General features: G+C 67.4%; 16 protein-coding genes. 6 read left to right on the top strand and 10 right to left on the bottom strand.

Going from position 1 to position 22,446, the window contains the following annotated elements; all coding sequences use genetic code 11:
* Positions 1-15: 15 nt before the first annotated feature.
* From QNO10_RS04080 to rsmA, 3 genes are read right to left on the bottom strand one after another with little or no spacing between them, the layout of a single operon-like run.
* Positions 16-1,908: an ABC-F family ATP-binding cassette domain-containing protein gene (locus QNO10_RS04080; protein WP_229949697.1), complete on the bottom strand. Its 1,893-nt coding sequence runs from the start codon at positions 1,906-1,908 to the stop codon at positions 16-18.
* Positions 1,909-1,914: 6 nt separating this feature from the next.
* Positions 1,915-2,871, bottom strand: a complete 957-nt coding sequence (locus QNO10_RS04075; protein ID WP_229949695.1) for a 4-(cytidine 5'-diphospho)-2-C-methyl-D-erythritol kinase — start codon at positions 2,869-2,871, stop codon at positions 1,915-1,917.
* Positions 2,872-2,890: 19 nt separating this feature from the next.
* The gene (gene rsmA, locus QNO10_RS04070) at positions 2,891-3,775 is read right to left on the bottom strand and encodes a 16S rRNA (adenine(1518)-N(6)/adenine(1519)-N(6))-dimethyltransferase RsmA (protein ID WP_229949693.1); all 885 of its coding nucleotides are present in this window, start codon (positions 3,773-3,775) and stop codon (positions 2,891-2,893) included.
* A 259-nt stretch (positions 3,776-4,034) separates the two neighbouring features.
* Between rsmA and QNO10_RS04065 the strand changes: the two genes are divergently transcribed.
* Positions 4,035-5,246, top strand: coding sequence for a helix-turn-helix transcriptional regulator (locus QNO10_RS04065; protein WP_229949690.1), 1,212 nt, complete (start codon positions 4,035-4,037; stop codon positions 5,244-5,246).
* A gap of 1 nt (position 5,247) precedes the next feature.
* Here QNO10_RS04065 and QNO10_RS04060 read toward each other — a convergent pair whose 3' ends face one another.
* Positions 5,248-6,396, bottom strand: a complete 1,149-nt coding sequence (locus tag QNO10_RS04060) for a resuscitation-promoting factor (RefSeq protein WP_283995892.1) — start codon at positions 6,394-6,396, stop codon at positions 5,248-5,250.
* A 310-nt stretch (positions 6,397-6,706) separates the two neighbouring features.
* Positions 6,707-7,636 (bottom strand): TatD family hydrolase, encoded by a 930-nt coding sequence (locus QNO10_RS04055; RefSeq protein WP_229949689.1) that lies wholly within the window; start codon positions 7,634-7,636, stop codon positions 6,707-6,709.
* Positions 7,637-7,780: 144 nt separating this feature from the next.
* Here QNO10_RS04055 and QNO10_RS04050 point away from each other — a divergent pair, with 144 nt between their 5' ends.
* From QNO10_RS04050 to QNO10_RS04040, 3 genes are read left to right on the top strand one after another with little or no spacing between them, the layout of a single operon-like run.
* Positions 7,781-8,863 carry an AAA family ATPase gene (locus tag QNO10_RS04050; protein ID WP_229949688.1) on the top strand — a complete coding sequence of 361 codons (1,083 nt, stop codon included), beginning with the start codon at positions 7,781-7,783 and terminating at the stop codon, positions 8,861-8,863.
* Positions 8,864-8,907: 44 nt separating this feature from the next.
* Positions 8,908-10,248, top strand: a complete 1,341-nt coding sequence (locus QNO10_RS04045) for a DUF58 domain-containing protein (RefSeq protein ID WP_229949687.1) — start codon at positions 8,908-8,910, stop codon at positions 10,246-10,248.
* The gene (locus tag QNO10_RS04040) at positions 10,245-12,596 is read left to right on the top strand and encodes a transglutaminase TgpA family protein (protein ID WP_229949685.1); all 2,352 of its coding nucleotides are present in this window, start codon (positions 10,245-10,247) and stop codon (positions 12,594-12,596) included. The genes QNO10_RS04045 and QNO10_RS04040 overlap by 4 nt, the downstream gene beginning before the upstream one ends.
* A gap of 25 nt (positions 12,597-12,621) precedes the next feature.
* Here the strand turns inward: QNO10_RS04040 and QNO10_RS04035 are convergent, their stop codons facing one another.
* Positions 12,622-14,103: an NAD-dependent succinate-semialdehyde dehydrogenase gene (locus QNO10_RS04035; protein ID WP_229949683.1), complete on the bottom strand. Its 1,482-nt coding sequence runs from the start codon at positions 14,101-14,103 to the stop codon at positions 12,622-12,624.
* 114 nt (positions 14,104-14,217) lie between these two features.
* Positions 14,218-15,108 carry a 16S rRNA (cytidine(1402)-2'-O)-methyltransferase gene (rsmI, locus tag QNO10_RS04030; protein WP_229949803.1) on the bottom strand — a complete coding sequence of 297 codons (891 nt, stop codon included), beginning with the start codon at positions 15,106-15,108 and terminating at the stop codon, positions 14,218-14,220.
* 67 nt (positions 15,109-15,175) lie between these two features.
* Between rsmI and QNO10_RS04025 the strand changes: the two genes are divergently transcribed.
* Complete coding sequence (locus tag QNO10_RS04025) at positions 15,176-16,843, top strand: dolichyl-phosphate-mannose--protein mannosyltransferase (protein ID WP_442860269.1); 1,668 nt, start codon at positions 15,176-15,178, stop codon at positions 16,841-16,843.
* Positions 16,844-16,886: 43 nt separating this feature from the next.
* Entirely contained in the window at positions 16,887-18,695 is a 1,809-nt protein-coding gene (locus tag QNO10_RS04020; protein ID WP_229949681.1) for an AMP-dependent synthetase/ligase, read from the top strand.
* 84 nt (positions 18,696-18,779) lie between these two features.
* Here the strand turns inward: QNO10_RS04020 and QNO10_RS14565 are convergent, their stop codons facing one another.
* From QNO10_RS14565 to QNO10_RS04005, 3 genes are all read right to left on the bottom strand, one after another.
* The gene (locus QNO10_RS14565) at positions 18,780-20,591 is read right to left on the bottom strand and encodes a TIGR01906 family membrane protein (protein WP_331460339.1); all 1,812 of its coding nucleotides are present in this window, start codon (positions 20,589-20,591) and stop codon (positions 18,780-18,782) included.
* Positions 20,592-20,724: 133 nt separating this feature from the next.
* Positions 20,725-22,209: an adenosylhomocysteinase gene (gene ahcY / locus QNO10_RS04010; protein WP_229949679.1), complete on the bottom strand. Its 1,485-nt coding sequence runs from the start codon at positions 22,207-22,209 to the stop codon at positions 20,725-20,727.
* A gap of 35 nt (positions 22,210-22,244) precedes the next feature.
* A complete protein-coding gene (locus tag QNO10_RS04005; RefSeq protein ID WP_229949677.1) occupies positions 22,245-22,430 on the bottom strand; it encodes a Trm112 family protein in 186 nt (61 codons plus the stop codon).
* Positions 22,431-22,446 lie beyond the last annotated feature (16 nt).

Raw genomic sequence — 22,446 nt, 5'->3', positions numbered from 1 at the left:
ACCGCACGCTGCGCCCTATTCGAGGATCTCCGACGCCTCCAGCCACTGCATTTCGAGGCCCTCCTGCTCGGCCGCGACGGCCTGCAGCTTGGCGTTGAGCTCGCCGATCAGTTCAAAGTCGGCGCCGCCGGACTTCTGCGTCGCCTCATTCATCTGGGCGTTGATCTTCTCGGCCTGCGCGGTGAGCTTGCTCAGCTGGCGTTCGATCCGGGTCAGGTCCTTCTTCGCGGCCCGCTTCTCGGCTTCCGAAGCACCCGAACCGGCCAGCGCCGTCGCCGTTCCGCCGCCGGAGGGTGCAGTGAAGGCGGAGGAACCGCCGGGACGGGAGGACCCTGCCGCAGCCGCACGGGCCGCCTGCGAGGAGCCCCGCGCTGCAGTCGACGCGGAAGAGTTGGCGGCCAGCGCTTCGTTACGCAGTTCCAGGTACTGGTCCACGCCGCCGGGCAGGCCGCGCAGCTTGCCGTCGCCGAGCAGTGCCATCTGGTGGTCGGTGACGCGCTCGAGCAGGTACCGGTCGTGCGAGACCACCACGAGGGTTCCGGGCCAGCCGTCCAGCACGTCCTCGACCGCGGCAAGGGTGTCCGTGTCCAGGTCATTGGTGGGCTCATCGAGCATCAGCACGTTGGGTTCGCCCACGAGCAGGCGCAGCAGCTGCAGCCGGCGGCGCTCACCGCCGGAGAGCTCACGGACCGGAGTCCACTGGCGCTGCTGGTTGAAGCCCAGCTGCTCCACGAGCTGCCCGGCTGAAACCTCCTTGCCGCCGACGCTGAAGACGCGCTTCTCGTTTTCGATGACCTCGATGACGCGCAGGTCCGCGACCTCGTCGAGCTCCTTGACCTCCTGGGTGAGCACGGCGGTCTGCACGGTCGTGCCGCGCTTCAGCCGACCCTTGGTGGGCTCGATTTCGCCGTTGAGCAGGCGCAGCAGGGTGGTCTTGCCGGCACCGTTGACGCCGACCAGGCCGAGCCGCTCACCGGGTGCCAGGCGCAGGGTGATGTTCTTGAAGAGTTCGGTGTCGCCCAGGGTCAGCGACACTTCCTCGAGGTCAAGCACATCTTTGCCCAGGCGCGCAGTGGCCATCTTGTTCAGTGAGAGGGTGTCGCGCGGTTCGGGTACGTCGGCAATCAGGTTGTTCGCGGCCTCGATGCGGAACTTGGGCTTCGCGGTGCGGGCCGGGGCACCGCGGCGCAGCCAGGCCAGTTCCTTCTTCACGAGCTGCTGGCGCTTGCCCTCGATGACGCCGGCCATGCGGTCGCGCTCGGCGCGGGCCAGCACGTACGCTGCGTAGCCGCCGTCGAACGGGTCAATCACCGCGTCGTGGACTTCCCACGTGCGGGTGCAGATTTCGTCCAGGAACCACCGGTCGTGGGTAACCACGAGCAGGCCGCCGGCATCTGAGCGCCAGCGGGTCTTCAGGTGCTTGGCGAGCCACGCAACGCCTTCCACGTCCAGGTGGTTGGTGGGCTCGTCCAACATGACGACGTCGTCGTCGCCGGTCAGGAGCTTGGCCAGTGCCACACGGCGCTTCTGCCCGCCGGAGAGCGAGGAAACCCGGGCGTTCCAGTCCACTTCCTGGATCAGCCCGCTCATCACGTCGCGGATCCGGGCGTTGGAAGCCCACTCGTAGTCTGCGGCGTCACCGACGATCGCTTCGCCGACGGTGAGGTCGCCGTCGAGCACGTCGGACTGGTCCAGATAGCCAACGGTGACGTCGCGGCGGCGGGTGACCCGGCCCTCATCGGGCGTCTGCCGTTCGGCCAGCAGGCGCATCAGGGTGGACTTGCCGTCGCCGTTGCGGCCGACGACGCCAATGCGGTCCCCCTCTTCCAGGCCCAGGGAAACCCCGTCGAGGATGGTGCGCGTGCCAAAGGAAATGCTGAGGTTTTCAGCACCAAGCAGGTGTGCCAATCGGTACTACTTTCTGTACGTCTGAGGTGCGGTGGTGTCGGCAGCCGCAACGGCACCCTCGGCGGGTCCGTAAACGGCCAGTGCAGCGTGGCCCTCCGCGCGCAGGGCCGCGGCCAGGACGGACGCTGCGGTTTCATCGGTTGCCAGGAAGGCCAGGGTGGGGCCGGATCCGGAGACCATGCCCGCCAGGGCGCCGAGCCGGGTTCCCGCTTCCAGCACGGATGCGAGTTGGGGGGCGAGCTCCAGTGCTGCCGGCTGCAGGTCATTGACTAGAACGCCTGCCAGCGCGGCGGTGTTCCCGTCGGCCAGGGCGGCGAGGATCACCGGGTCCACTTCGTCCGGCTCGGGGACATCTGTCCCGGCGCGGAGGCGGTCGACGGCGGAATAGACCTCCGGGGTGGAGAGCCCGTACGGCGCCGGAACCAGAACCCAGTGCAGCGGCTGCGGTGCCGGTACCGGGGTCAGCCGGTCCCCCACGCCCAGCCCGGCGGCGGCTCCCCCGAGCAGGGCGAACGGCACGTCGGCTCCGAGTCCGGCCGCCAGCTCCGCCAGTTCGACCGGGTCCAGGCCCGTGTTCCACAGTTCGTTGCAGGCCACCAGTGCGGCTGCGGCATCGGCTGAGCCGCCGCCCATTCCGCCCGCCACCGGCACCCGCTTAGTGATGTGCAGATGGACGCCCGCATGCTTCCGGCCGGCGCGGGAGGCGACGGCCCGGGCAGCCCGGGCAGCCAGGTTGTCCCCGTCCAGCGGGATGCCGCCGTCCGGGAGGCGGTGGTCGGGATCGCTGAGTGTCAGCCGGATCTCGTCCCCTGCCAGCGCCGTAGCGGTGACCTCCTCGAAGAGGGACACGGCCAGGTACACGCTGGCCACGCTGTGGTAGCCGTCCGCACGGGGCGGACCCACCCGGAGGGAGACGTTGATCTTGCCGGGGGTCCGGACACTAACGGAGCGCGTTTGCGGCATTGCTTCGGTTCCCTTGTCCTCAGGCAACGAGCGGCTTCCGGGCCTCGGCAATGCGGGCGAACGCGGCGATGTCCAGGACCTCACCGCGGGCACTGGGATCCACCCCAGCAGCGCGCAGCGCCTTTTCCGCTTCGGCGGGGCTGCCCGCCCAGCCCGCGAGGGCGGCACGCAGGGTCTTGCGGCGCTGGGCAAAGGCGGCATCGATGACGGCAAATACCTCTTCCCTGGTGGCACGCGTCTGCGGCGGCTCGTGCCGGACGAACCCCACCAACCCGGAGGCAATCTTCGGGGCGGGCCAGAACACGTTCATGCCGATGACTCCGGCCTTGCGCATCTGCGCATACCAGGCTGCTTTCACGGACGGCACGCCGTAGGTCTTGGACCCTGGTTTGGCGGCCATCCGGTCCGCCACTTCGTCCTGGACCATAACCAGGCCGTGCCGCAGGGACGGGAAGTGCTCCAGCAGGTGCAGCACCACCGGGACCGCTACGTTGTACGGCAGGTTCGCCACCAGTGCGGTGGGCTCCTTGGGCAGTTCCTTAATCCGCATACCGTCGCCGAGCACAACGTGCAGCCGGCCGGCCGCTTCCGGACGCCGTTCAGCCACGGTGGACGGCAGCTTCCCGGCAAGGACGGGATCGATCTCCACGGCCACCACTGACTCGGCTGCGTCGAGGAGTCCGAGGGTCAGCGACCCGAGCCCGGGCCCAACTTCCAGCACGGTTTCATCGGGAGCGATATCAGCCGCAGCCACAATCCGGCGGATGGTGTTTCCATCGATCACGAAGTTCTGGCCGAGGGTCTTGGTGGGGCGGACCCCGAGCTCCTCCGCCAGCGACCGGATGTCCGTGGCACCAAGGAGTGCGGGGACAGATGTTCGGGGGGCGGGTTCGGATTCACTCACCCAGTAATACTAGCCGAGCGGGCACCGCAGCCGGCTCCGGTCGTCCGGTAGCTGCAGGCCGCCGGCACAGTCCGCGGAACCTGATTCCCGGCGCCCGCCGGGGTTTCCCCAGGCTTTCCCGGGGACGCAAAATGTAGTTCCCTGTTTTGCCTGCGATTAGGCGCTGCTCCTCTGCCCGCAGCCGGACCCGGCCGGTAGCATCGAATGCATTGCCGGCACCGGTGACAGTGTGCCGCATCCGGGATCGGCGGAATCTGCCATGGGTAAATCATTCGGTGACAAGCTTCGTTCAGAGCGGTTGAAGCGGGGCATAACGCAGGCTCAACTTGGAAATGGAACCTTCCGGCCGCGGGAGATTTCCCTGCTGGAGACCGGACGGAGGGAGCCCGTTTCCGGTGCCGTCCGGATCCTCTCCCAACGCCTCGCGTCCCACGGCACAGTGGACGGGCACCGGGCAGTAGCGGCGACGCCCCTGTTCCTGGAACTTTCGGCCCGCCAGGCCGAGGATGAGCGCGACTACGCTGCGGCTTGTGGGCTGGCAGGAACAGCAGCGGAAGCAGCGCTGGCTGCCGGAGATCCCCCTACCTGGTGGGGCATGACCTTTTTGGCCGCCCGTTGCCTCTGCACCCTGCATGCGTACCGGGAATGCATCGGAAAAGCGTCGCTGCTTTCCTGCCATCCGCTCACGGCGGATCCCGTTCTCCGCGCCCAGGCCGAGACGCTGCTCGCCACGGCCTACCAGGGCACCGGAGAGCTGGGCCGGGCCATTGCCCATGCGCGCACTGCCGTAGAGGGAGTGCCGGCAACCGGCGGAGCCGTTTTCCTGGAAGCCTGCGGGGCACTGGTGTCCGCGTTGGCCGAAGCGGGCCGGCTGGACGAAGCCTGGAGCTATTGCCGCACCTTCGTACTTCCGCTGCTGGAGACCGGGGTGGACCGCCAGACCAAGGGCAAAGCACTGTGGGCCGCAGGCAATGTGGCTTTCCGCCGCGGGGACGTCTACACCGGACTTCTGCACCACCGGGCTGCAGCCGCCCTGCTGCAGCCAGGTACCGACGTCGAACTGTGGGCCCGTTTCAACAGTGCCACGGCGGCCATGCGGCTTGCCGCGGGGATCCACGACGATGAGACGCTTGCCTGCATAGAGCACGCCGAGGCGGCCATGTCGGTGGTCGGCCTGTATGGACCAGAACGGCTGGAGCCAGCGCATAGCCGTGGACTCTGGCTGGACCTGAATGGCGAGCATCTGAGGGCGGTGGGCATGCTTTTGGATGTGTATGCCCACCGGGACGAGCTTTCTCCGCAGGACTCGGGCGAGCTGGCACTCCACCTTGGCCTGGCCCTGGCGCATACCGGCCGGCCCGACGCCGGATCGGCCTGCCTGGTGGACAGCGAACAGTCCTTCCGCTCCGCCGGGGCCCGGGACCGCGCCGCACATGCGGCGGCGCTGGCCCACGAGCTGGCAGCCGGCTGAGCTAGCGCAACCCCAGCTTCGAGGAGCAGGAAGGCCAGTGACCCCATCCACCGTTGGCGCGCAGCCGCTCAGCCACAGCGATCTGCTGCTCCGGGGTGGCATCGCTGGCAACCGGCGCGTACGCTCCACCGCCGGCGCCGAGCCAGCTGGACTGGCTGAACTGCAGGCCGCCGTAATAGCCGTTGCCACTGTTGATGTGCCAGTTTCCACCGGATTCACACTGGGCAAGGGAAGCCCACGTTCCGGACGTCGGTGCTTCTCCGCCGCCGCCGCCGGCAGCAGGGGTGGCCGGCTTAGCCTCAGGGCGCTTCTTGGTGCCCTTGGCAACCGCCTCGGCCACCGGTTCCTTGGTAACGCTGTCCTTCAGGAGGGAGCGGGAAACTTCCTTGCCGTCCACGAGGGTCACGGAGAAGACGCGGGAACGCTCACCGTTCACGCCGGCAGTGGTGACCTTCTTCTCCCCCTCCAGCAGGTCCGCGTTGGGGACCTCGGAGCTGGTGAAGGGGACCGGCTCGGTCACGGTCTGCTCAACACCGGCGGCAATACGCGTGACCTTCAGACCCATGCCATTCACCAGTGCCGCGCTCCTCGGCGCCGACACCCGGTCGGCCGCCGCGAGGCTGACGCCGGATTCCTTCAGCAGGTCCCTCACGGTCGCCGCCGTGGTGTTTCGCTCGTGGGTCTGCCCGTCCACCGTGACGAACACTGTCTTGGGAGTGGAGATTGAAATGCTTCCGTCCAACCCGGCCAGCGAGGTATCCAGCGGGGCGGACACAGCGGAGCGGGCCGAGACCCGGAGCTCCGAGACCAGGTCGGCGACTGTCTCGCCCGTGGTGTGGACAGTGGTTCCGTTGCCGTCCACCATGACGTCGACGGCGCGTGCACGCTGGACTTCGATGGTGGCCCCGTCCTCCAACGCGGCTGTGGGTTCCGGCGTTACCCGGTCCGCGGTCCGCACGGAAACGTCTGCCTTGGCCAGTACATCGGCAACGGTGCCGTCGAAGGTCTGCACCTCCTGGCTTTCGCCGTCGACCGTCAACACCACCGATTTGGTGGCACCCACATAGGCAACGAGCCCGAGCAGGAGGCACACCATGACGGTTGCCTGTCCGAGAAGCTTTACCCCACGCCTTGCGAGTGAACTGGCCACGAAATTCCAAACGCTCAGAGAATCCGGGCACGGGGACTTAGAGCGCCGTCATATTCCGGGCTTCCCGCCGGAGGGCGGAAAACGGACACGGTCAGGCACAGGCATAGCGGACCCCGTGTCTGCAGCCGGTGACTGCTGCGGACAGAGAGGTACTGCTTATAAAGGTAATAGTCCGGATGCCTTCCCCGACCCCGGCTAATTGCTCCCTACCGTAACCGAACCGTGATCTGAGGGCAACCGGGGCTTTCGGCCGGTGCCGGAGGCGGTCCGCAGGGCAGCACGGGCGCGGCGGGCCGGTGCCGCCCGATCCCTAGGCCCAGGAACCGTAGGCCCGGACGGTATTGGCCGCCAGTCCGGCGCCCAGCTCGGACAGATCGGCATCCAGGCGGCTGGCCATGGAGCGCACCGTGTAAGGCACCATGTAGCTGGCGTTTGGCCGTCCGCGGTGCGGGTGCGGAGTAAGGAACGGTGCGTCGGTTTCCACGAGGAGCAGGCTGCGGTCCGCGGCCGTGAGCGCCTCGTGGAGGTTGTGCGAATTCTTGAAGGTGACGGTGCCTGAGAAGGACAGGTACCAGCCGTTCTCGTTGCAGATACGTGCCAGTTCGCCGTCCCCGGAGAAACAGTGGAACACCACCGTCTCCGGGGCGCCCTCCTCCTTCAGCAGGCGCACGACGTCGTCGTGGGCGTCACGGTCGTGGATCTGCAGGGCCAGTCCAAGGCGCTTGGCAATGTCGATATGCCGGCGAAACGAATAATGCTGCTGTTCCCGGCCGTCCTCCCCCGTCCGGAAGTAGTCGAGTCCGGTCTCGCCGATGGCCCGGATCCGCGGGTGGGCCGCGAGTGCCTCAATTTCGGCGAGCGCCTGCTCCAGCGTCCCCTGGGCCGCCAGCACGGGCGCGTCGTTGGGATGGATGGCCACCGCACCGAGGAGGCGTGGATCTGCATCAACGGCGGCAGCGGTGAAGCGGGAGGACTCAAGGTCGGTGCCCACCTGGATGGCGCCCTGGACGCCTACGGCCTCGGCCGCATCAAGCGCATCGGCGAGCGCAACCGCGAAGTCGCCGGTGGCGCCGTCGGCTGGGAAATCGAAGTGCGTGTGGTTATCCATCACGGGCACGGGCAGCGGCTCGGGGGCCGGAGGATAGCCTTTGCCCTTGTGCCGGAGGGGTCCGGCACCTTCAACTGGCGGCAGGTAGGCCGGCGGTGTGCTGCCCGGGACAAATCCACTTCGATTATTCATGTTCTTAAGCCTAGGTGAGCTAGTAGCCTGAACAGACAAACTGCCGTTGAAGCTGACGTTGGAGTTTTCGCTGCTCCGACTCCGCCGCCGTACCGGTGCGGCTGGTGATGCTGCAGCTGCAACCGCCGAATATGGAAGGTGTCCATGGACGCTCCGATCCCCTCTGCCTCAGCAGCGTCCCTGAACGGCTTCCCCTCTCCCCGTGCGGCCACAGTCCTCCATTCCTCTTCCGCGTCCTCCTCCGCTTCTCCCACGGTCGACGCGGGATCCTTCCAGACGGCCGCCGAGGGAATCCTTGCCGCCGTCAACACGGTGATCGACGGCAAGGAGGAGGCCGCGCGGCTGGTACTCACGGTCCTGCTGGCCGAGGGGCACGTGTTGCTTGAAGACGTTCCCGGTGTCGGCAAAACGATGCTTGCGAAGACCCTGGCCCGCACCATTGACTGCACCGTCAGCCGCATCCAGTTCACTCCGGATCTGCTTCCGTCCGACGTCACCGGGGTCTCCATTTACAACCAGGACAGCCACCTGTTCGAGTTCCGACAGGGCCCGGTCTTCGCGAACGTGGTGATCGCGGACGAAATCAACCGGGCCTCGGCCAAGACGCAGTCCGCCCTGCTGGAGTGCATGGAAGAGCACCAGGTCACCGTCGACGGCGGCACGCACCGGTTGTCCGCACCCTTCATGGTCGTGGCAACGCAGAACCCGATCGAGATGGAGGGGACCTATCCTCTGCCCGAAGCCCAGCGGGACCGGTTCATGGCCCGGCTGTCCCTGGGTTACCCGGATGCCCGGTCCGAAGCCGAGATGCTGGAAAACCATCAGGCCGGCTCACCGTTGGAGAGCATCACCCCTGTGGTCGGGGTAGGTGAAGCCTCGGCCATGATCGCCCGGGTCCGGAACGTCTACGTGTCGGACGCCGTCAAGGACTACACCGTTGCGCTGGGCCGGGCCACCCGCGAACATCCCGATCTGCGGCTCGGTGCCAGTCCCCGCGCACTCCTGCAGCTCCTGCGTGCGGCCAAGGCTTATGCGGCACTGGAGGGCCGCGATTTTGTCCTGCCCGACGACGTCGCGGGGCTCGCCGATCCTGTCCTCGGCCACCGGCTCCTGCTGCAGCGCAGGGCTGCCGGAGCCGGTGAAAGCGCAGCCGGCGTTATAGCTTCCATCATTGCGTCCGTCCCGGTGCCCCGCACGGCCGCTGCGCCGGAGCGTCTGCACCGCTAGCTGCACCCGACAGTTCCTGCCGCACCTTCGAGCGAAAGGCCACCATGGAACCCGCCTCCGTCACGAGGTTTTTCACCCCGCGGGGCTGGGGCCTGCTGGCCGCCGGGGCCGCAGCGTTCCTCGGAGCTGCGGCGCTGGGGCGCAGGGACCTGTTGGCGCTGTCCATCCTGCTTATCGGGCTTCCGCTCCTGGCCGCCGCCCTGCTGCGGCTGGTCAAGCCCGGCTTCGACGTCGAACGGACCTTCACTCCGCCGTTGGTGGAGACAGGCACGGCGGCTACCGTCGCACTGCGCGTGCGGAGCCGCGGCGCCTCGGCGTCGGCTGCAGTCATGCGGGAGGGACTGCCGTTCCGCTTCGGACCCAGCCCGGTGTTCCGGTTTCCGTCTGGCTACGCTGTAGGGGATGGACTCAGCACCTATGAATACCGGCTGAGGTCCAGCCGCCGCGGACTCTACGACATCGGCCCGGTAACCGCGGACTTTACCGATCCCCTGGGCCTGGCCAGGACCGTGCATACCTTGGGCGGAACGGACCAGCTGGCGGTGGCCCCGGCACCGCTTGAACTCCCGGCGTCGTCGTTGTTCGGGGCTCCGGGGACTGACGGCACCACGCCGAGCAGGCGCCGCGGAACGGCAAGCGAAGATGACGTCTCGACCCGGGAGTACCGGCACGGGGACCCCATGCGCCGGGTGCACTGGGCTGCAACGGCCCGGCACGGCGAGCTGATGGTCCGGCAGGAGGAACCGGTCACCGCTCCCACCGCATCCATCCTGCTTGACCAGCGGTTCCTCTCCTATGCTGACGGATCCGTACCGCCGTCCGATACCGGGGAACTGGTGACTTCGGAAACGTTCGAGTGGGCGGTTTCCGCCGTCATCTCCTGTGCCGTCTTCTTCACCGAATCCGGTTACAGCGTGCGCTTTACCGATGAGCTTTCCCGTCCCGGGCTGGCCCGTTCTCCGTCCGCGCTGGACGGCGGAGCCGCCGGATTCCGCGGTACGGACGGGGTGCAGAACCTTGCCGAGGGGCTGGCCGCCCTGGGACTGGAGCCACCGCCTTCGCCGGCAGCCCAACCCCCGGGCACCGACCCTGCGCCGTTTTTGGCCCTGGACGGTTCGGGCCACGCACCCGGACCCCTGCTGGTTATCGCGGGGCGGATCAGCACAGCGGAAGCCGCCACTCTGGCACCGGCATCCCGCTACGCCCGCCAACCGCTGGTACTGCTGGTCACCGAACGGCCGGCAGGGCTGCGTCCTGTCTTAAAAATCCTGCGGGAGGCAGGCTGGATTGCCGCGGCGGTAACGCCGGCAACTTCGGTGCCGGCAGCGTGGTCCCTCCTTGACCAGGACCGGCCTGGCCTGCACGCAGCCGGGGAACTCGTATGAGCGCTGTGCTGACGCGGCCTGGGGCAGCTCCGCAGGAGGGCCGGCTTCCTGATCAGGCCTCCCCGCCCCAGGATGGCCGCGGTGCTGCCAATCTGGGGGTCGGGGCGGCTGCCGCCGCGGCTGTGATGCTGTGTTCGCTCAGCGTGCATGGGGTGATCGCCGGATGGTCCTGGCTGGTGCCGCTGCTGCTGACGGTGCTGCTTCCGCTGGCGGCCACTGCAGGCGCCCGGCGGCTGAGGGTACCCCAGCCGTTCGTTCCGGTGGCCGGCATGGCTGTCCTGGCCTGTACGCTCACCTGGCTGTTCGCTGCCCAGGAGTCGTTCCTGGGGTTCCTGCCCGGGCCGGGTACCCTCGCCCGGGCCGATGCGCTGCTGGCGGAGGCGCGCACCGTGGTGATCACAGAGGTCACCCCCGTGCAGCCGCTGCCGGGCATCCTGTTCCTGTGCTGCGCGGGAATCGGCCTGGTGGCGGTCCTGACGGATACCCTGGCGGCAACGCTGCGGATGCCGGCCACAGCCGGCCTGGGCCTTTTCGCGGTCCTGATGATCCCCGCGGTGTTGAAACCCGAGAGCCTGGGAACCTGGTACTTCCTCCTCGCAGCCGCCGGATACCTGCTGCTGCTTGCTGCCGGGGCCCGGCGGGAGCAGCACCGCGCCGGAACCCGTGTTCCGCGGACCTGGCTGGCCAGGGGAACCGCAGTTTCGGCGTCGGCCCTCGCATTGGCCCTGGTGCTGCCGGCGGTCCTGCCGGGATTCACCGGCGGCGCGTTCCCGGAAGGCACCAGATTCAACTTCTGGTCCGGCAGCACCGGCTTGAACCCGGTTGTCACGCTGGGTAACGACCTTCGCCAGCCCCAATCCGCGGGGCGGATCACTTATGCCACCTCCTCAGACGAGCCGGTGTACCTGCGCTCCACCACGTTGGAGGATTTTTCCGGTGACCGGTGGGCTCCTGACGTTCGTGCGGACGAGCGCCGGGAGGGCGTGCCCCAGATTGCGCAGGGTACCGGGCAGGCTCCCGGGTCCCGGGGCGCTCCGGTGGTGACAAGGATCAGCTCCGAGACGTATTCAAGTCCCTGGCTGCTGGCCCCCTACTTCCCGCTGGGGTTCACCGGCGCCGAAGGGAACTGGTCCTGGGACCCCAAGACGATGACCGTGCTCGACGACGAATCAGACGGTGCGGCCATGCAGGACTACCAGGTCCTGAGTGTTTCCGCGGAGTTGACCCCCGAGCAGTTGGCGGCACTTCCGGAGGCCGACCGTGGAAGCGTCGATTCCGTGTTCACGGACCTGCCAGAGGATCTTCCCGCGAACATCCGGGAAGCCTCCGACGACGCGGTCGGGGATGCTTCCACCCCTTACGCCAAGGCCATGGCGATCCAGGGGTACCTGCGCGGTCCGGAGTTCTCCTATTCGCTGGAGGCTCCAGTGGACGGCGGTTACGACGGGAACGGCATGGGGGTCCTGTCCGAATTCCTGGAGCACAAGGCCGGCTACTGCATCCATTTCGCTGCCGCCATGACCGTTATGGCGAGGAACGAAGGCATTCCGAGCAGGATGGCACTGGGATATGCCCCGGGGCGCAGCACCGGGCAAACTCCGGTCGGGACCGGACCCAACGGGGAAGCGCTGCGCGAATTCGAGGTTGATTCAACTGACGCGCACGCCTGGCCCGAGCTGTACTTCGAGGGTGCCGGCTGGGTCCGTTTTGAGCCCACACCGTCCCGGGGATCGGTCCCGGCGTATGCCCTGCAGCAGCGCACGCCTTCCGATGCCACTATCCACGACGACGACGATCCCCGGGCCCTTGACGCGCTTCCGTCCGCACCGGCCGCCCCGCAGGAGGGGCCGCTGGCACCCGAAACCGTGCTGGAACCGGGCACCGCCGGCGGGACCGCCTGGTTGGGCGCGCTGCTGGGAGTGCTGGCTGCCGCCGGTGCCGTCCTGACTCCCTGGGCGATGCGGCGGCGCCGCCGCACGGTCCGGCAGCGGCACGCAGCCGCCGGGCCGGACGGTCCCCGCACGGGGCCGGTCTGGGATGAACTCGCGGATCTGGGAACCGACTACGGATATCCCGGCAGGAGGTCCGACACACCCCGGACATATGCCCTCCGGCTGGCCGGAGAAGCCGGCCTCTCCCCGCGGGCCGAGGAAGCGCTGACCCGGATCCGCCGCTCGTTCGAGGAAGAAGCCTATGCAGGTGCCGGCCGCGACGGACGGGCACCCGCTCCCACCTGGGCGGACCTGCAGACCGTGCGGGAGGAACTGGACCGGGGTGCGGGCCTGCCGGCCCGGCTCCACGCCCGGTTCCTCCCGCCGTCGCTCGCCCTGCGCTTCCGGCGCGAGTGACCGCGCGGCCCGGTGGGCGCAGGAGCTATCCGGCGTAGGGGTCGGCGATGCCGATGTACTGGGTGTACAGGTATTCCTCGATGCCTTCGGCGCCGCCTTCACGGCCCAGGCCGGATTGCTTCACGCCGCCGAAAGGGGCTGCCGCGTTGGAGACCACTCCGGCGTTGAGTCCGAGCATGCCGGACTCCAGCTTTTCGCCGATCCGCAGCCCGCGGTTCAGGTCGCGGGTGAAGACGTAGGAAACCAGACCGTATTCGGTGTTGTTGGCCAGTGCCACTGCTTCGTCTTCGGTGGAGAAGGTGACGATCGGGGCCACCGGCCCGAAGATTTCCTCCTTCAGGATCCGGGCCTCCGGGGCCACGTTCTTCAGGACCGTGGGCCGGTAGAAGTACCCCGGACCGTCCACCGGTGACCCGCCCACCAGGGCCACGGCGCCGCCGTCGACCGCTTCGCTGACCAGGGCGTGCACCTTCTCCCGTGACTTACCGTCAATCAGCGGCCCGATTTTGGTGTCTTCCTCAGTTCCACGGCCGGTAGTCATGGCACCCACCCGCGCCGCGAACTTTTCCGCGAACTCTTCCGCCACCGTGTCCTGGACGATGAAACGGTTGGCTGCGGTGCAGGCCTCGCCCATGTTCCGCAGCTTCGCGGTCACGGCACCGTCCACGGCCTTGTCCAGGTCTGCGTCTTCGAACACGAGGAACGGTGCGTTGCCGCCCAGTTCCATCGACGTACGCAGGACGTTTTCGGCCGCATCGCGGATCAGGCCCTGGCCCACCGGGGTGGACCCGGTGAAGGAGACCTTCCGCAGGCGGGAATCCTTGAGTATGGGTCCGGTGACGTCGCCAGCCGAGGTGGTGGGGACCACGTTCAGTACACCGGCCGGCAGCCCTGCTTCGAGCATTACCGCGGCGAAAAGCTGGGAGGTCAGGGGGGTGAGCTTGGCAGGTTTGAGCACCATGGTGCAGCCGGCCGCCACGGCGGGGGCGATCTTGCGGGTGGCCATGGCCAGCGGGAAATTCCACGGGGTGATCAGCAGGCAGGGCCCTACGGGCTTCTTGTTCACCAGCAGGCGGGACTTCCCATCCGGGGAGGTGCTGTAGCGGCCGGAGATCCGGACGGCTTCCTCGGAGAACCAGCGCAGGAACTCGGCGCCGTAGGCCACCTCTCCGCGGGATTCGGCCAGCGGCTTGCCCATTTCCAGCGTCATCAGGAGGGCGAAGTCCTCAGTGCGTTCCGTGACCAGCTCGAAGGCACGGCGCAGGATTTCGCCCCGCTCCCGGGGGGCGGTCCGGGCCCAGTCGTCCTGCGCGGCAGCGGCGGCGTCCATGGCGAGCGCACCGTCTTCGGTGGACGCATCGGCAATGCTGAGCAGCACCTTGCCGGTGGCGGGATCTTCGACGTCGAACGTACGGCCGCCCGACGCGTCCCGCCACTGCCCGTCAATCAACAGGCCGGTGGGGACCTGTGCCAGCAGTTCGGCTTCACGGTCTGCGGGAATACCCATGGGGAATGCCTCCAAAGTTCATCGGATCCATCACGGGCAGCCTGCCCGCTGTTTCCTTCACCGTAGGCTTCCGGGGTGATGTCTGTAAATGCGGCCGTCACGGCCGCCGCCGGGTCAGCTGCGCGCTTCCAGCACCGCGGAATAGAGTTCGCGTTTGCTGATCCGTGCGTCCTCGGCCACTGCTGCGACGGCATCCTTCAACCGGATGCCCTGCTCCACCAGGGAATTCACGGCACCCACATGGTCCGCTGCCTGTTCAGGTGCAGCGTCCGGGGCGCCTTCCACCACCACCGCAATTTCGCCGCGGACATCCCCTGCCTCGGCCCATTCCAGCAGCTCCCGCAGGGGTCCGCGCAGCACCTGTTCGTGCAGCTTGGTCAGCTCGCGGGCGACGGCGGCACGCCGGTCACCCCCGAACGCCGCATCCAGGGCGCGCAGCATCGGTTCGAGGCGGTGCGGGGCTTCGAAGAACACCATGGTCCGTTGTTCACCCGCCAGCTTCGCCAGCCGGCCGCTGCGTTCGCCCGGTTTCCGCGGCAGGAAACCTTCGAAGCAGAACCGGTCGGTGGGCAGGCCGGAAAGCGCGAGGGCGGTCAGTACTGCGGACGGCCCGGGCGCGGCAGTGACAGTGAGGCCTTCGGCCGCCGCAGCCTCCACCAGGCGGAAACCGGGATCCGATACTGCGGGCATCCCGGCGTCGGTCACCATGAGGAGGGTGGAGCCTCCGCGGACCATTTCCAGCAGATCTGCGGTACGTGTTGCCTCGTTGTGTTCGTGGTAGCTGATGATCCTGCCACGGGTGGTAATGCCCAGGGCAGTCACCAGCCGGTGCAGCCGCCGGGTGTCCTCAGCGGCGATGATATCGGCACTTTCCAGCAGGCCGATCAGCCGGTTGGTGGCATCCCCCATGTTGCCGATGGGTGTTGCCGCCAGGACAATCTGTCCGGGACCTGCGCCGCCGTCCTTTGCGGTGCCTGATGTGCTGCCTGCGGTGCTGCCTGTCATGCTGCTTGTCATACTGCCGGTTTCCTTGCTCGAGTCCACCCTCTAACCCTACGCGACAGGCTATAGAGTGGGGCGCGTGAGTCTCTCCGGTACCTCGACGACCCGCCGCGGGGCGCAGGCCCGGGTTGAGTCCCCGCAGCATGCCTTCACCTACGAAGCCCTGCGGAACCGGCTGCTGGGAAGTGCCCTGGTGCCGCTGGGACCGGCAGGCTGGATCCTGCCGCTGGTGATGGCCGTGCTGGGCGGTGTGCTGCGGTTCACCCGCCTGGGTGAACCGGGCGAGCTGGTTTTTGACGAGACCTATTACGTCAAGGACGCCTACTCGCTGCTGCAGTCCGGCTATGAACGAGCCTGGCCCGAAGACGCCAATGAATCCTTTGCCGCGGGACGGCCGGAGATCCTGCTGGATGAGCCCGAATACGTCGTGCATCCGCCGGTGGGCAAATGGATGATCGCCCTTGGCATGGCACTCTTTGGCTCGGACAACTCTTTCGGCTGGCGCTTCGGTGCAGCCCTGACGGGCACCCTCACGGTCCTGCTTCTGGCTCTCATCGCCAGCCGGTTGTTCTCCTCGGCCCTCCTGGGCGCGTTGGCCGGGTTGTTCCTCGCCGTGGACGGACATCATCTGGTCCACTCCCGCACCTCCCTGCTCGACGTCTTCCTGACCTTCTGGATCGTGGCAGCGTTCGGCGCCCTGCTTCTGGACCGCCGCGACGGCCGGCTGCGGCTGGCCCGCGCACTCGCCGGACGGGCGGGCCGGGCCGGGCCGGACTCCGCCCGGCCCCCGGGCGGACCGCGGCTGGACGCGCCATGGCTGCTGTATGGGCCGTGGCTGCTCTGGCGCCCCTGGCGGATTGCCGCGGGCGTCTGCCTCGGCCTGGCGGTTGGCACCAAATGGTCCGCTCTTGCGTTCGTGGCCGTCTTTGGAGTGATGACCGTGCTCTGGGACGTCAGCGCCAGGCGGGTTGCCGGCGTCCTGCAGTGGGAGTCAGCCCTGCTCCGGGACGGGGTGCCGGCCTTCCTGACCCTCATTCCCACCGCTCTGATTACCTACCTGGCCAGCTGGACCGGGTGGCTGCGGTCGGAGGACGGATACAACCGGCAATGGGCCGAGCAGAACCCGGAAAGCGGGTGGAGCTGGCTGCCCGCCCCGCTGCGGTCCCTGGCTGAATACCACCGCAGCGCCTACGCCTTCCACAACGGGCTCAGTTCCGAGCACAGCTACTCATCGTCCGCCTGGACCTGGCTGTTTATGGGCCGGCCCACCTCGTTCTACTACGAGTCCGCTGCGGGGGGCGAGTCCGGGTGCGCCGTGGACACCTGCTCCACGGCCGTCACTTCCGTGGGCAATCCCCTGGTCTGGTGGGGTGCAGCCCTGGCCCTGCTGGTGGTGCTGTTCTATTGGGCGGGCCGGCGGGATTGGCGGGCCGGTGCATTGCTGGCCGGAGTGGCGGCTGGCTACCTGCCGTGGTTCGCCTATCCTGAACGGACCACTTTCTTCTTCTACGCGGTGTCCTTTGAACCGTTCCTAGTGCTCGCCCTGGTGTATGTGCTTGGCCTGATACGGGGCCGCCGCACCGACAGTGCGCGGCGTCGGCGGATAGGGCTGCTGGTGATTTGCTGCTTTGCCGCAGGGGTCCTGGCACTCTCGGCATATTTCCTGCCGGTCTGGACGGCGGAAACCATCCCGTATTCTGGCTGGCGGCTGCGTATGTGGATGCCCAGCTGGATTTAGTCTCATTACCCATGTGCTTAGGCACAGAAAGAGAGGGTCATAAGTGCGCGAGTCCGCCACTGACCTCCTGGTTAGCCTTCCCGAAGATTCGAATGTTACGGATCTCCTGCTCCAGATGCATCAAAAAGATCCCGGCCGCGTCCTGTACGCAGTCAAGAACGGCAGCAGCTGGGAAGACGTCACCGCCGCTCAGTTCCTCGCGGAGGTCACCCGGCTGGCCAAGGGCCTGATCGGCTCCGGCGTCCGCCCCGGCGACAGCGTCGCCGTGATGTCGAGGACCTCCTATGAGTGGACCGTGGCGGATATGGCCAACTGGTTCGCCGGTGCCGTCACCATCCCGATTTATGAAACCTCCTCCCCGTCCCAGGTCGAATGGATCCTCAAGGATTCCGGTGCCCGGCACGTGTTCGTGGAGGACGAGCGCAAGGCCGCCGTCGTGCTGGCCGCCGCTTCCGCCCTTGAAGGGGAATTTTCCATCTGGCTGATGAACAACGGCGACGGCGCCGACACGTTCACTGCCCTCACCGCCGCCGGAAGCAGTGTCAGCGACGACACGCTGGAGGCAGCCCGCAGCACCGCCACCCTCGCCGACACCGCATCCATGGTCTACACCTCGGGTACCACGGGCCGGCCCAAGGGCTGCGAGATCACGCACGGCAACTTCGCCCTCTTCGGCGTCAACGTCCTCGAAGTCCTGCCGGAAATGCTGAAGGTTCCGAACCCCACCACCCTGATGTTCCTGCCGCTGGCGCATGTGCTGGCCCGTGCAGTCCAGGTGGGCTGCCTGCACGCCGGTGTGAAGGTGGGCCACTCCCGCAGCGCCTCGGACCTGATGTCGGACCTGAAGTCCTTCTCCCCCACCTTCCTCCTGGCCGTACCGCGGATCTTCGAGAAGATCTACAGCGGCGCCCAGGCATCCGCCGAGCAGGCCGGCAAGGGCAAGGCCTTTACCGCCGCTGCGGCCGTCGCCGTCGCGTACTCGGAGGCGCAGGATTCCGCTGCCCGCGGCGGACGCGGCCCCTCGGCGGCACTGACCGTAAAGCACAAGCTGTTCGAGCGGCTCTTCTACCCAAAGGTTCGCGCTGTCCTTGGGGGCAACGCTGCCTTCGCCATCTCGGGCGCCAGCGCGCTGAGCCCGATGCTGGCCCACTTTTTCCGCGGCTGCGGCGTCACCGTCCTGGAGGGTTACGGCCTGACGGAGACCACCGCGCCGGCAACCGTGAACCAGGTGTCGCGCACACGCGTTGGTTCCGTCGGTCTGCCGATGCCGGGCACCACGGTCCGGATTGCCGACGACGGCGAGGTGCTGGTGCGCGGCGCCGTCGTGTTCAAGGGCTACCACCGCAATCCGGAAGCCACAGCCGAAGCCTTTGAAGGGGACTGGTTCAAGACCGGCGATGTGGGCGTCCTCGATGACGACGGTTTCCTGCGCATCACCGGCCGTAAGAAGGACCTGCTGGTCACCGCGGGCGGCAAGAATGTTGCCCCCGGCCCACTGGAGGAAAAGATCCGGGAAAACCGCCTGGTGTCCCAGGCCATCGTGGTGGGTGAAGGACGCCCGTTCGTTTCGGCGCTGATCACCCTCGACGACGAAGCCCTTGCCGCCTGGAGCCGGGAAAACGGGGCACCGGATGGAGTCCCCGCCGACGATCCCCGGGTGCAGCAGCTTCTGCAGGAATCCATCGACGCCGCCAACGCCACGGTTTCCCGCGCCGAGCAGATCCGCAAATTCTCCGTGCTGGCCAAGGACTTCACCCTGGAATCGGGACATCTCACGGCCACCTTGAAACTGCGCCGCAACGCTGTCATTGCGGACTACTCCGACGAGGTCGAGAAGCTCTACGCCAAGTAGGCATCAGGCAGTAAAAAATCCCCCGCACCTGTTCCGGTGCGGGGGATTTTTTACTGCCTGGCCCTGGCCCCAGGGGTGGGCTGCCTAAAGGGCATCGAGCGATTCGTCGTAGCGGCGGCGTGCATCAGCACGTTCCTGCTGCACACGTTCCCGGCGCGCCCGGGTGGGCCAGCAGCAGACAAGCACCACGGTGCAGGTGAGCAGCACCAGCGCAGCAATGGCTATCCCGGCGTCCATCCAAAACTGGGCCGGGAAGAGCCGGATCAGCGTGTCATCCATCCGGAACGTCCAATTGCCGTTGGCGAAGAAAATCGAATGCACCTGGGTAAAGAACATCTCCCAGCCCATGACAGCCAGGACCACCATCACGGCCACCAACACCAGTGTGAGCACTGCGCCGGAGAAGAGCGACCGGCGGATGCCGCCCGGGCTGCGCCGCCACAGATACAGTGCGGCCAAAAGGCTCAGGACCGCCATCACAGTCGCGGCCACGAAGGCAACCGTCAGCACCGTCTTGACGTCGGCCATATGGCTGACCTCGGTGTCCAGGTACAGCGGCTCCCCGCCGTCCCCGACCAGGTCCCCCAGGTACCGGGAACCGCTCCAGTTCAGCAGGTAGTCCACGGCATAGGATCCGTAGGTCATGCGGTCGTCGGTGGAGAAGCCGAAGCTGTCTGCCGGGAAGCCGGGACGGTGGTACTCCACCCAGAGGAACAACGGCGTCGCAACGGCACGGATGGCTGCTGCCAGCACCATGACCGGGAAGAACACGGCAATCATCACCTGCAGGACACGGGCGAGGACGGGTTTTCCGGCCGCGGCCTTTTCGCGTTCCTGCGCCCGCCGCTGCACTTCGGCGGCTGAGAGTGAAGGGTCCACGTCGTCAGTTGCAGCCGCGGGTGCATCGGCCGCGTCGTCAGTTGCAGCCGCGTCGTTGGTTCCGGCAGCGGTGCTTATGCCGGCGGTGCCGACGGTGCCGACGGTTCCGGCGGCGTAGGCCCCAGCCGCGCCGTCAACGGCACTGCCCTGGGCTGCCCGGCCCTGGGCTACACCGGCGTCGTCACCGTCGTCGCCGGCGCCGTCGTCGTTGGCCTCTTTCGACGCCGCGAACACTCCTTCATCCGCCGGGGCGGGCGCAGCTTCATGGGAACCGGACCTGCCGGACGCGTGCTGGCCCGCTTCGTGGGACCCGGAAGGCACAGCCTGCGGCCGTTCCTCCTCGGTCCCTTCCGCCGGGAGGTCCGCTGCGTCGGTGAGTGCATCGCTGTCCGCGCCGTCGGGGGCATAGCCGCTCAAATCGGGCAGGGTGCTGGCACGGCGCATCGGCAGCTGGCTGCGCTGGGCGACCTTCGGATGTCCGCCCGGAACCGTTCCGCCGGCAACCGCAGTGCCGGGGCTGCCGGACTCGGCCTGCTCTGCGGCCAGGACGTCGGCCTCAACAGCGTGGGCCTCAACGGTGTCAGGTTCAACAGCGTCAGGTTCAACGGTGTCTGATTCAACAGCGTCTGATTCAGCGGTGTCAGGCTCGGCAGCGTGGGATTCAGCAGCGTGGAACTCAGAATCAGCGGAAGTGTCCGTCGCGGCGCGGTCAGCCGGCGCGTTGTCAGCCGGAACGATGTCCGGCTCAGGCTCAGCAGCTGCTTCAGGCTCAGCAGCCTCCGCTTCCCTGGCTGCTTCCGCTTCTGCCCGCTCGGTTCCGGTGAGGCTGTCGAACTCCGCATCCCAATCGGCATGTTCACCGGCCCCGGACAGTCCCGGGGAGGTCACTGCGGAGGAACCGGCACCGGACTCTGCTTCACCGGGCGACTGCACCGGAGCTCCGTCTGAGGGCTCCCCTCCCGCCGTCGATCGATGCGTGGGGGTTTCGTCGTGGCTGGCCACTGCTTCCTCTTTCACTTCCAAAAACTGTACTCCGCTGGTCTTAACTTCGACCCTACCGGGAGACTCCGGGTGGAGGCGCGCGCCACCCCGCCCATTCGCGAGGCGGTGATCAGCGGCACTCCGGGGCCCGGCGCCGGGAGTCCGGCCCTCAGTAGCGGTACTGGTCGGATTTGTAGGGTCCGGCGACGTCGACTCCAAGGTAATCCGCCTGGCTCTTGGTCAGTTCCGTCAGCTCGACGCCGAGTGCCCCCAGATGCAGGCGGGCCACCTTCTCGTCAAGCACCTTCGGCAGCACATAGACCTGGCGGCCGTAGACCGGGTTGCCGTCGGCGTCGGCCTGCCCGTGCCGGGTAAAGAGTTCAATCTGGGCAATGGTCTGGTTCGCGAAGGAGTTACTCATCACGAAGGACGGATGGCCGGTGGCGTTGCCCAGGTTCAGCAGGCGGCCCTCGGACAGCACGATGATGCTGCGCTGCGTGCCGGTGCCTTCGTCGAAGACCCATTCGTGGACCTGCGGCTTGATCTCGACCTTGCGGATGCCCGGGATCCGGGCCAGCCCGGCCATGTCGATTTCATTATCGAAGTGGCCGACATTTCCGACGATGGCCTGGTGCTTCATCGCGGCCATATGCCGGGCCATGATGATGTCCTTGTTGCCGGTGGTGGTAATGAAGATGTCGCCCTGCGCCAGCACGGATTCCAGCCTGGCCACCTGGTAGCCGTCCATGGCGGCCTGCAACGCGCAGATGGGATCGATTTCCGTCACGATGACACGTGCCCCCTGCCCGCGCAGCGCCTCCGCGGCTCCCTTTCCGACGTCGCCGTAGCCGCAGACAACGGCTACTTTGCCGCCGATGAGGGTGTCGGTGGCACGGTTAAGGCCGTCCGGCAGGGAGTGCCGGATGCCGTACTTGTTGTCGAACTTGGACTTGGTGACGGAGTCGTTGACATTAATGGCCGGGAAGAGCAGCCTGCCTTCCGCCGCCAGCTGGTACAGGCGCAGGACGCCGGTGGTGGTTTCCTCGGTGACGCCGCGGATGCCCCCGGCGATTGCGGTCCATTTCCCCGGGGTGTGTGCCAGGCTGCGGCGCAGCCGGTCCAGGATAACGGTGAATTCGAACGAGTAGTCCTCATCCCCGTCCTGCGGGTTTTCCGGGACGAACCCGGCGGCCTCATATTCCACACCTTTATGCAGCAGCAGGGTGGCGTCGCCGCCGTCGTCCAGGATCATGTTCGGTCCCCCGGAGCCCTGGGGCCAGGTCAGGATCTGCTCGGCCGTCCACCAGTAGTCCTCGAGTGACTCATTCTTCCAGGCGAAGACGGGAACTCCGGCAGGTTCGTCCATGGTTCCGTTGCCCACCACCACGGCCGCAGCGGCTTCATCCTGGGTGGAGAAAATGTTGCAGGACGCCCAACGGACTTCGGCTCCCAACGCCGTCAGCGTCTCAATGAGCACAGCCGTCTGCACGGTCATGTGCAGGGATCCGGCAATGCGGGCACCCGCCAGCGGCTGGCTGGGGCCGTACTCACGGCGCAGGGCCATCAGGCCGGGCATTTCGTGTTCGGCCAGGCGGATCTGGTGGCGTCCGGCTTCGGCGAGGGAAAGGTCGGCTACTTTGAACTCAATGCTCACGCTGGAATCCTCAGGGTTGAGGCGGGACCGGGCGGCTAGCCCTCCTGCCTGGGGGCGGCGGCCTTCAACAGGACGGGAATTCCCTCCTCCAAGCGGTACCGGACTGCCGTGCCTGCCGGGCCGGGAACGGTGGAGATAAGTTCGTCACCGTCCTGGACAAGCGGGGATCCGGTGGTGGGGCAACGCAGGACGGAGAGAAGTCCGGCTGTCAGTCTGGCCATTGGTACAGCACTTCCT

It is taken from the genome of Arthrobacter sp. zg-Y919, assembly GCF_030142045.1.
Classification (GTDB): Bacteria; Actinomycetota; Actinomycetes; order Actinomycetales; family Micrococcaceae; genus Arthrobacter_B.
The sequence above is the reverse complement of the archived record's forward strand: the minus strand, read 5'-3'. Positions and strand labels throughout refer to the sequence as shown.

Coding starts and splice junctions, on each gene's coding strand:
- QNO10_RS04055 (WP_229949689.1), bottom strand. CDS start 7,636: ATGAATAATCGAAGTGGATTTGTCCCGGGCAGCACACCGCCGGCCTAC.
- QNO10_RS04005 (WP_229949677.1), bottom strand. CDS start 22,430: ATGGCCAGACTGACAGCCGGACTTCTCTCCGTCCTGCGTTGCCCCACC.
- QNO10_RS04040 (WP_229949685.1), top strand. CDS start 10,245: ATGAGCGCTGTGCTGACGCGGCCTGGGGCAGCTCCGCAGGAGGGCCGG.
- QNO10_RS04035 (WP_229949683.1), bottom strand. CDS start 14,103: ATGGGTATTCCCGCAGACCGTGAAGCCGAACTGCTGGCACAGGTCCCC.
- QNO10_RS04075 (WP_229949695.1), bottom strand. CDS start 2,871: ATGCCGCAAACGCGCTCCGTTAGTGTCCGGACCCCCGGCAAGATCAAC.
- QNO10_RS04045 (WP_229949687.1), top strand. CDS start 8,908: ATGGAACCCGCCTCCGTCACGAGGTTTTTCACCCCGCGGGGCTGGGGC.
- QNO10_RS04050 (WP_229949688.1), top strand. CDS start 7,781: ATGGACGCTCCGATCCCCTCTGCCTCAGCAGCGTCCCTGAACGGCTTC.
- QNO10_RS04065 (WP_229949690.1), top strand. CDS start 4,035: ATGGGTAAATCATTCGGTGACAAGCTTCGTTCAGAGCGGTTGAAGCGG.
- rsmI (WP_229949803.1), bottom strand. CDS start 15,108: ATGACAGGCAGCACCGCAGGCAGCACATCAGGCACCGCAAAGGACGGC.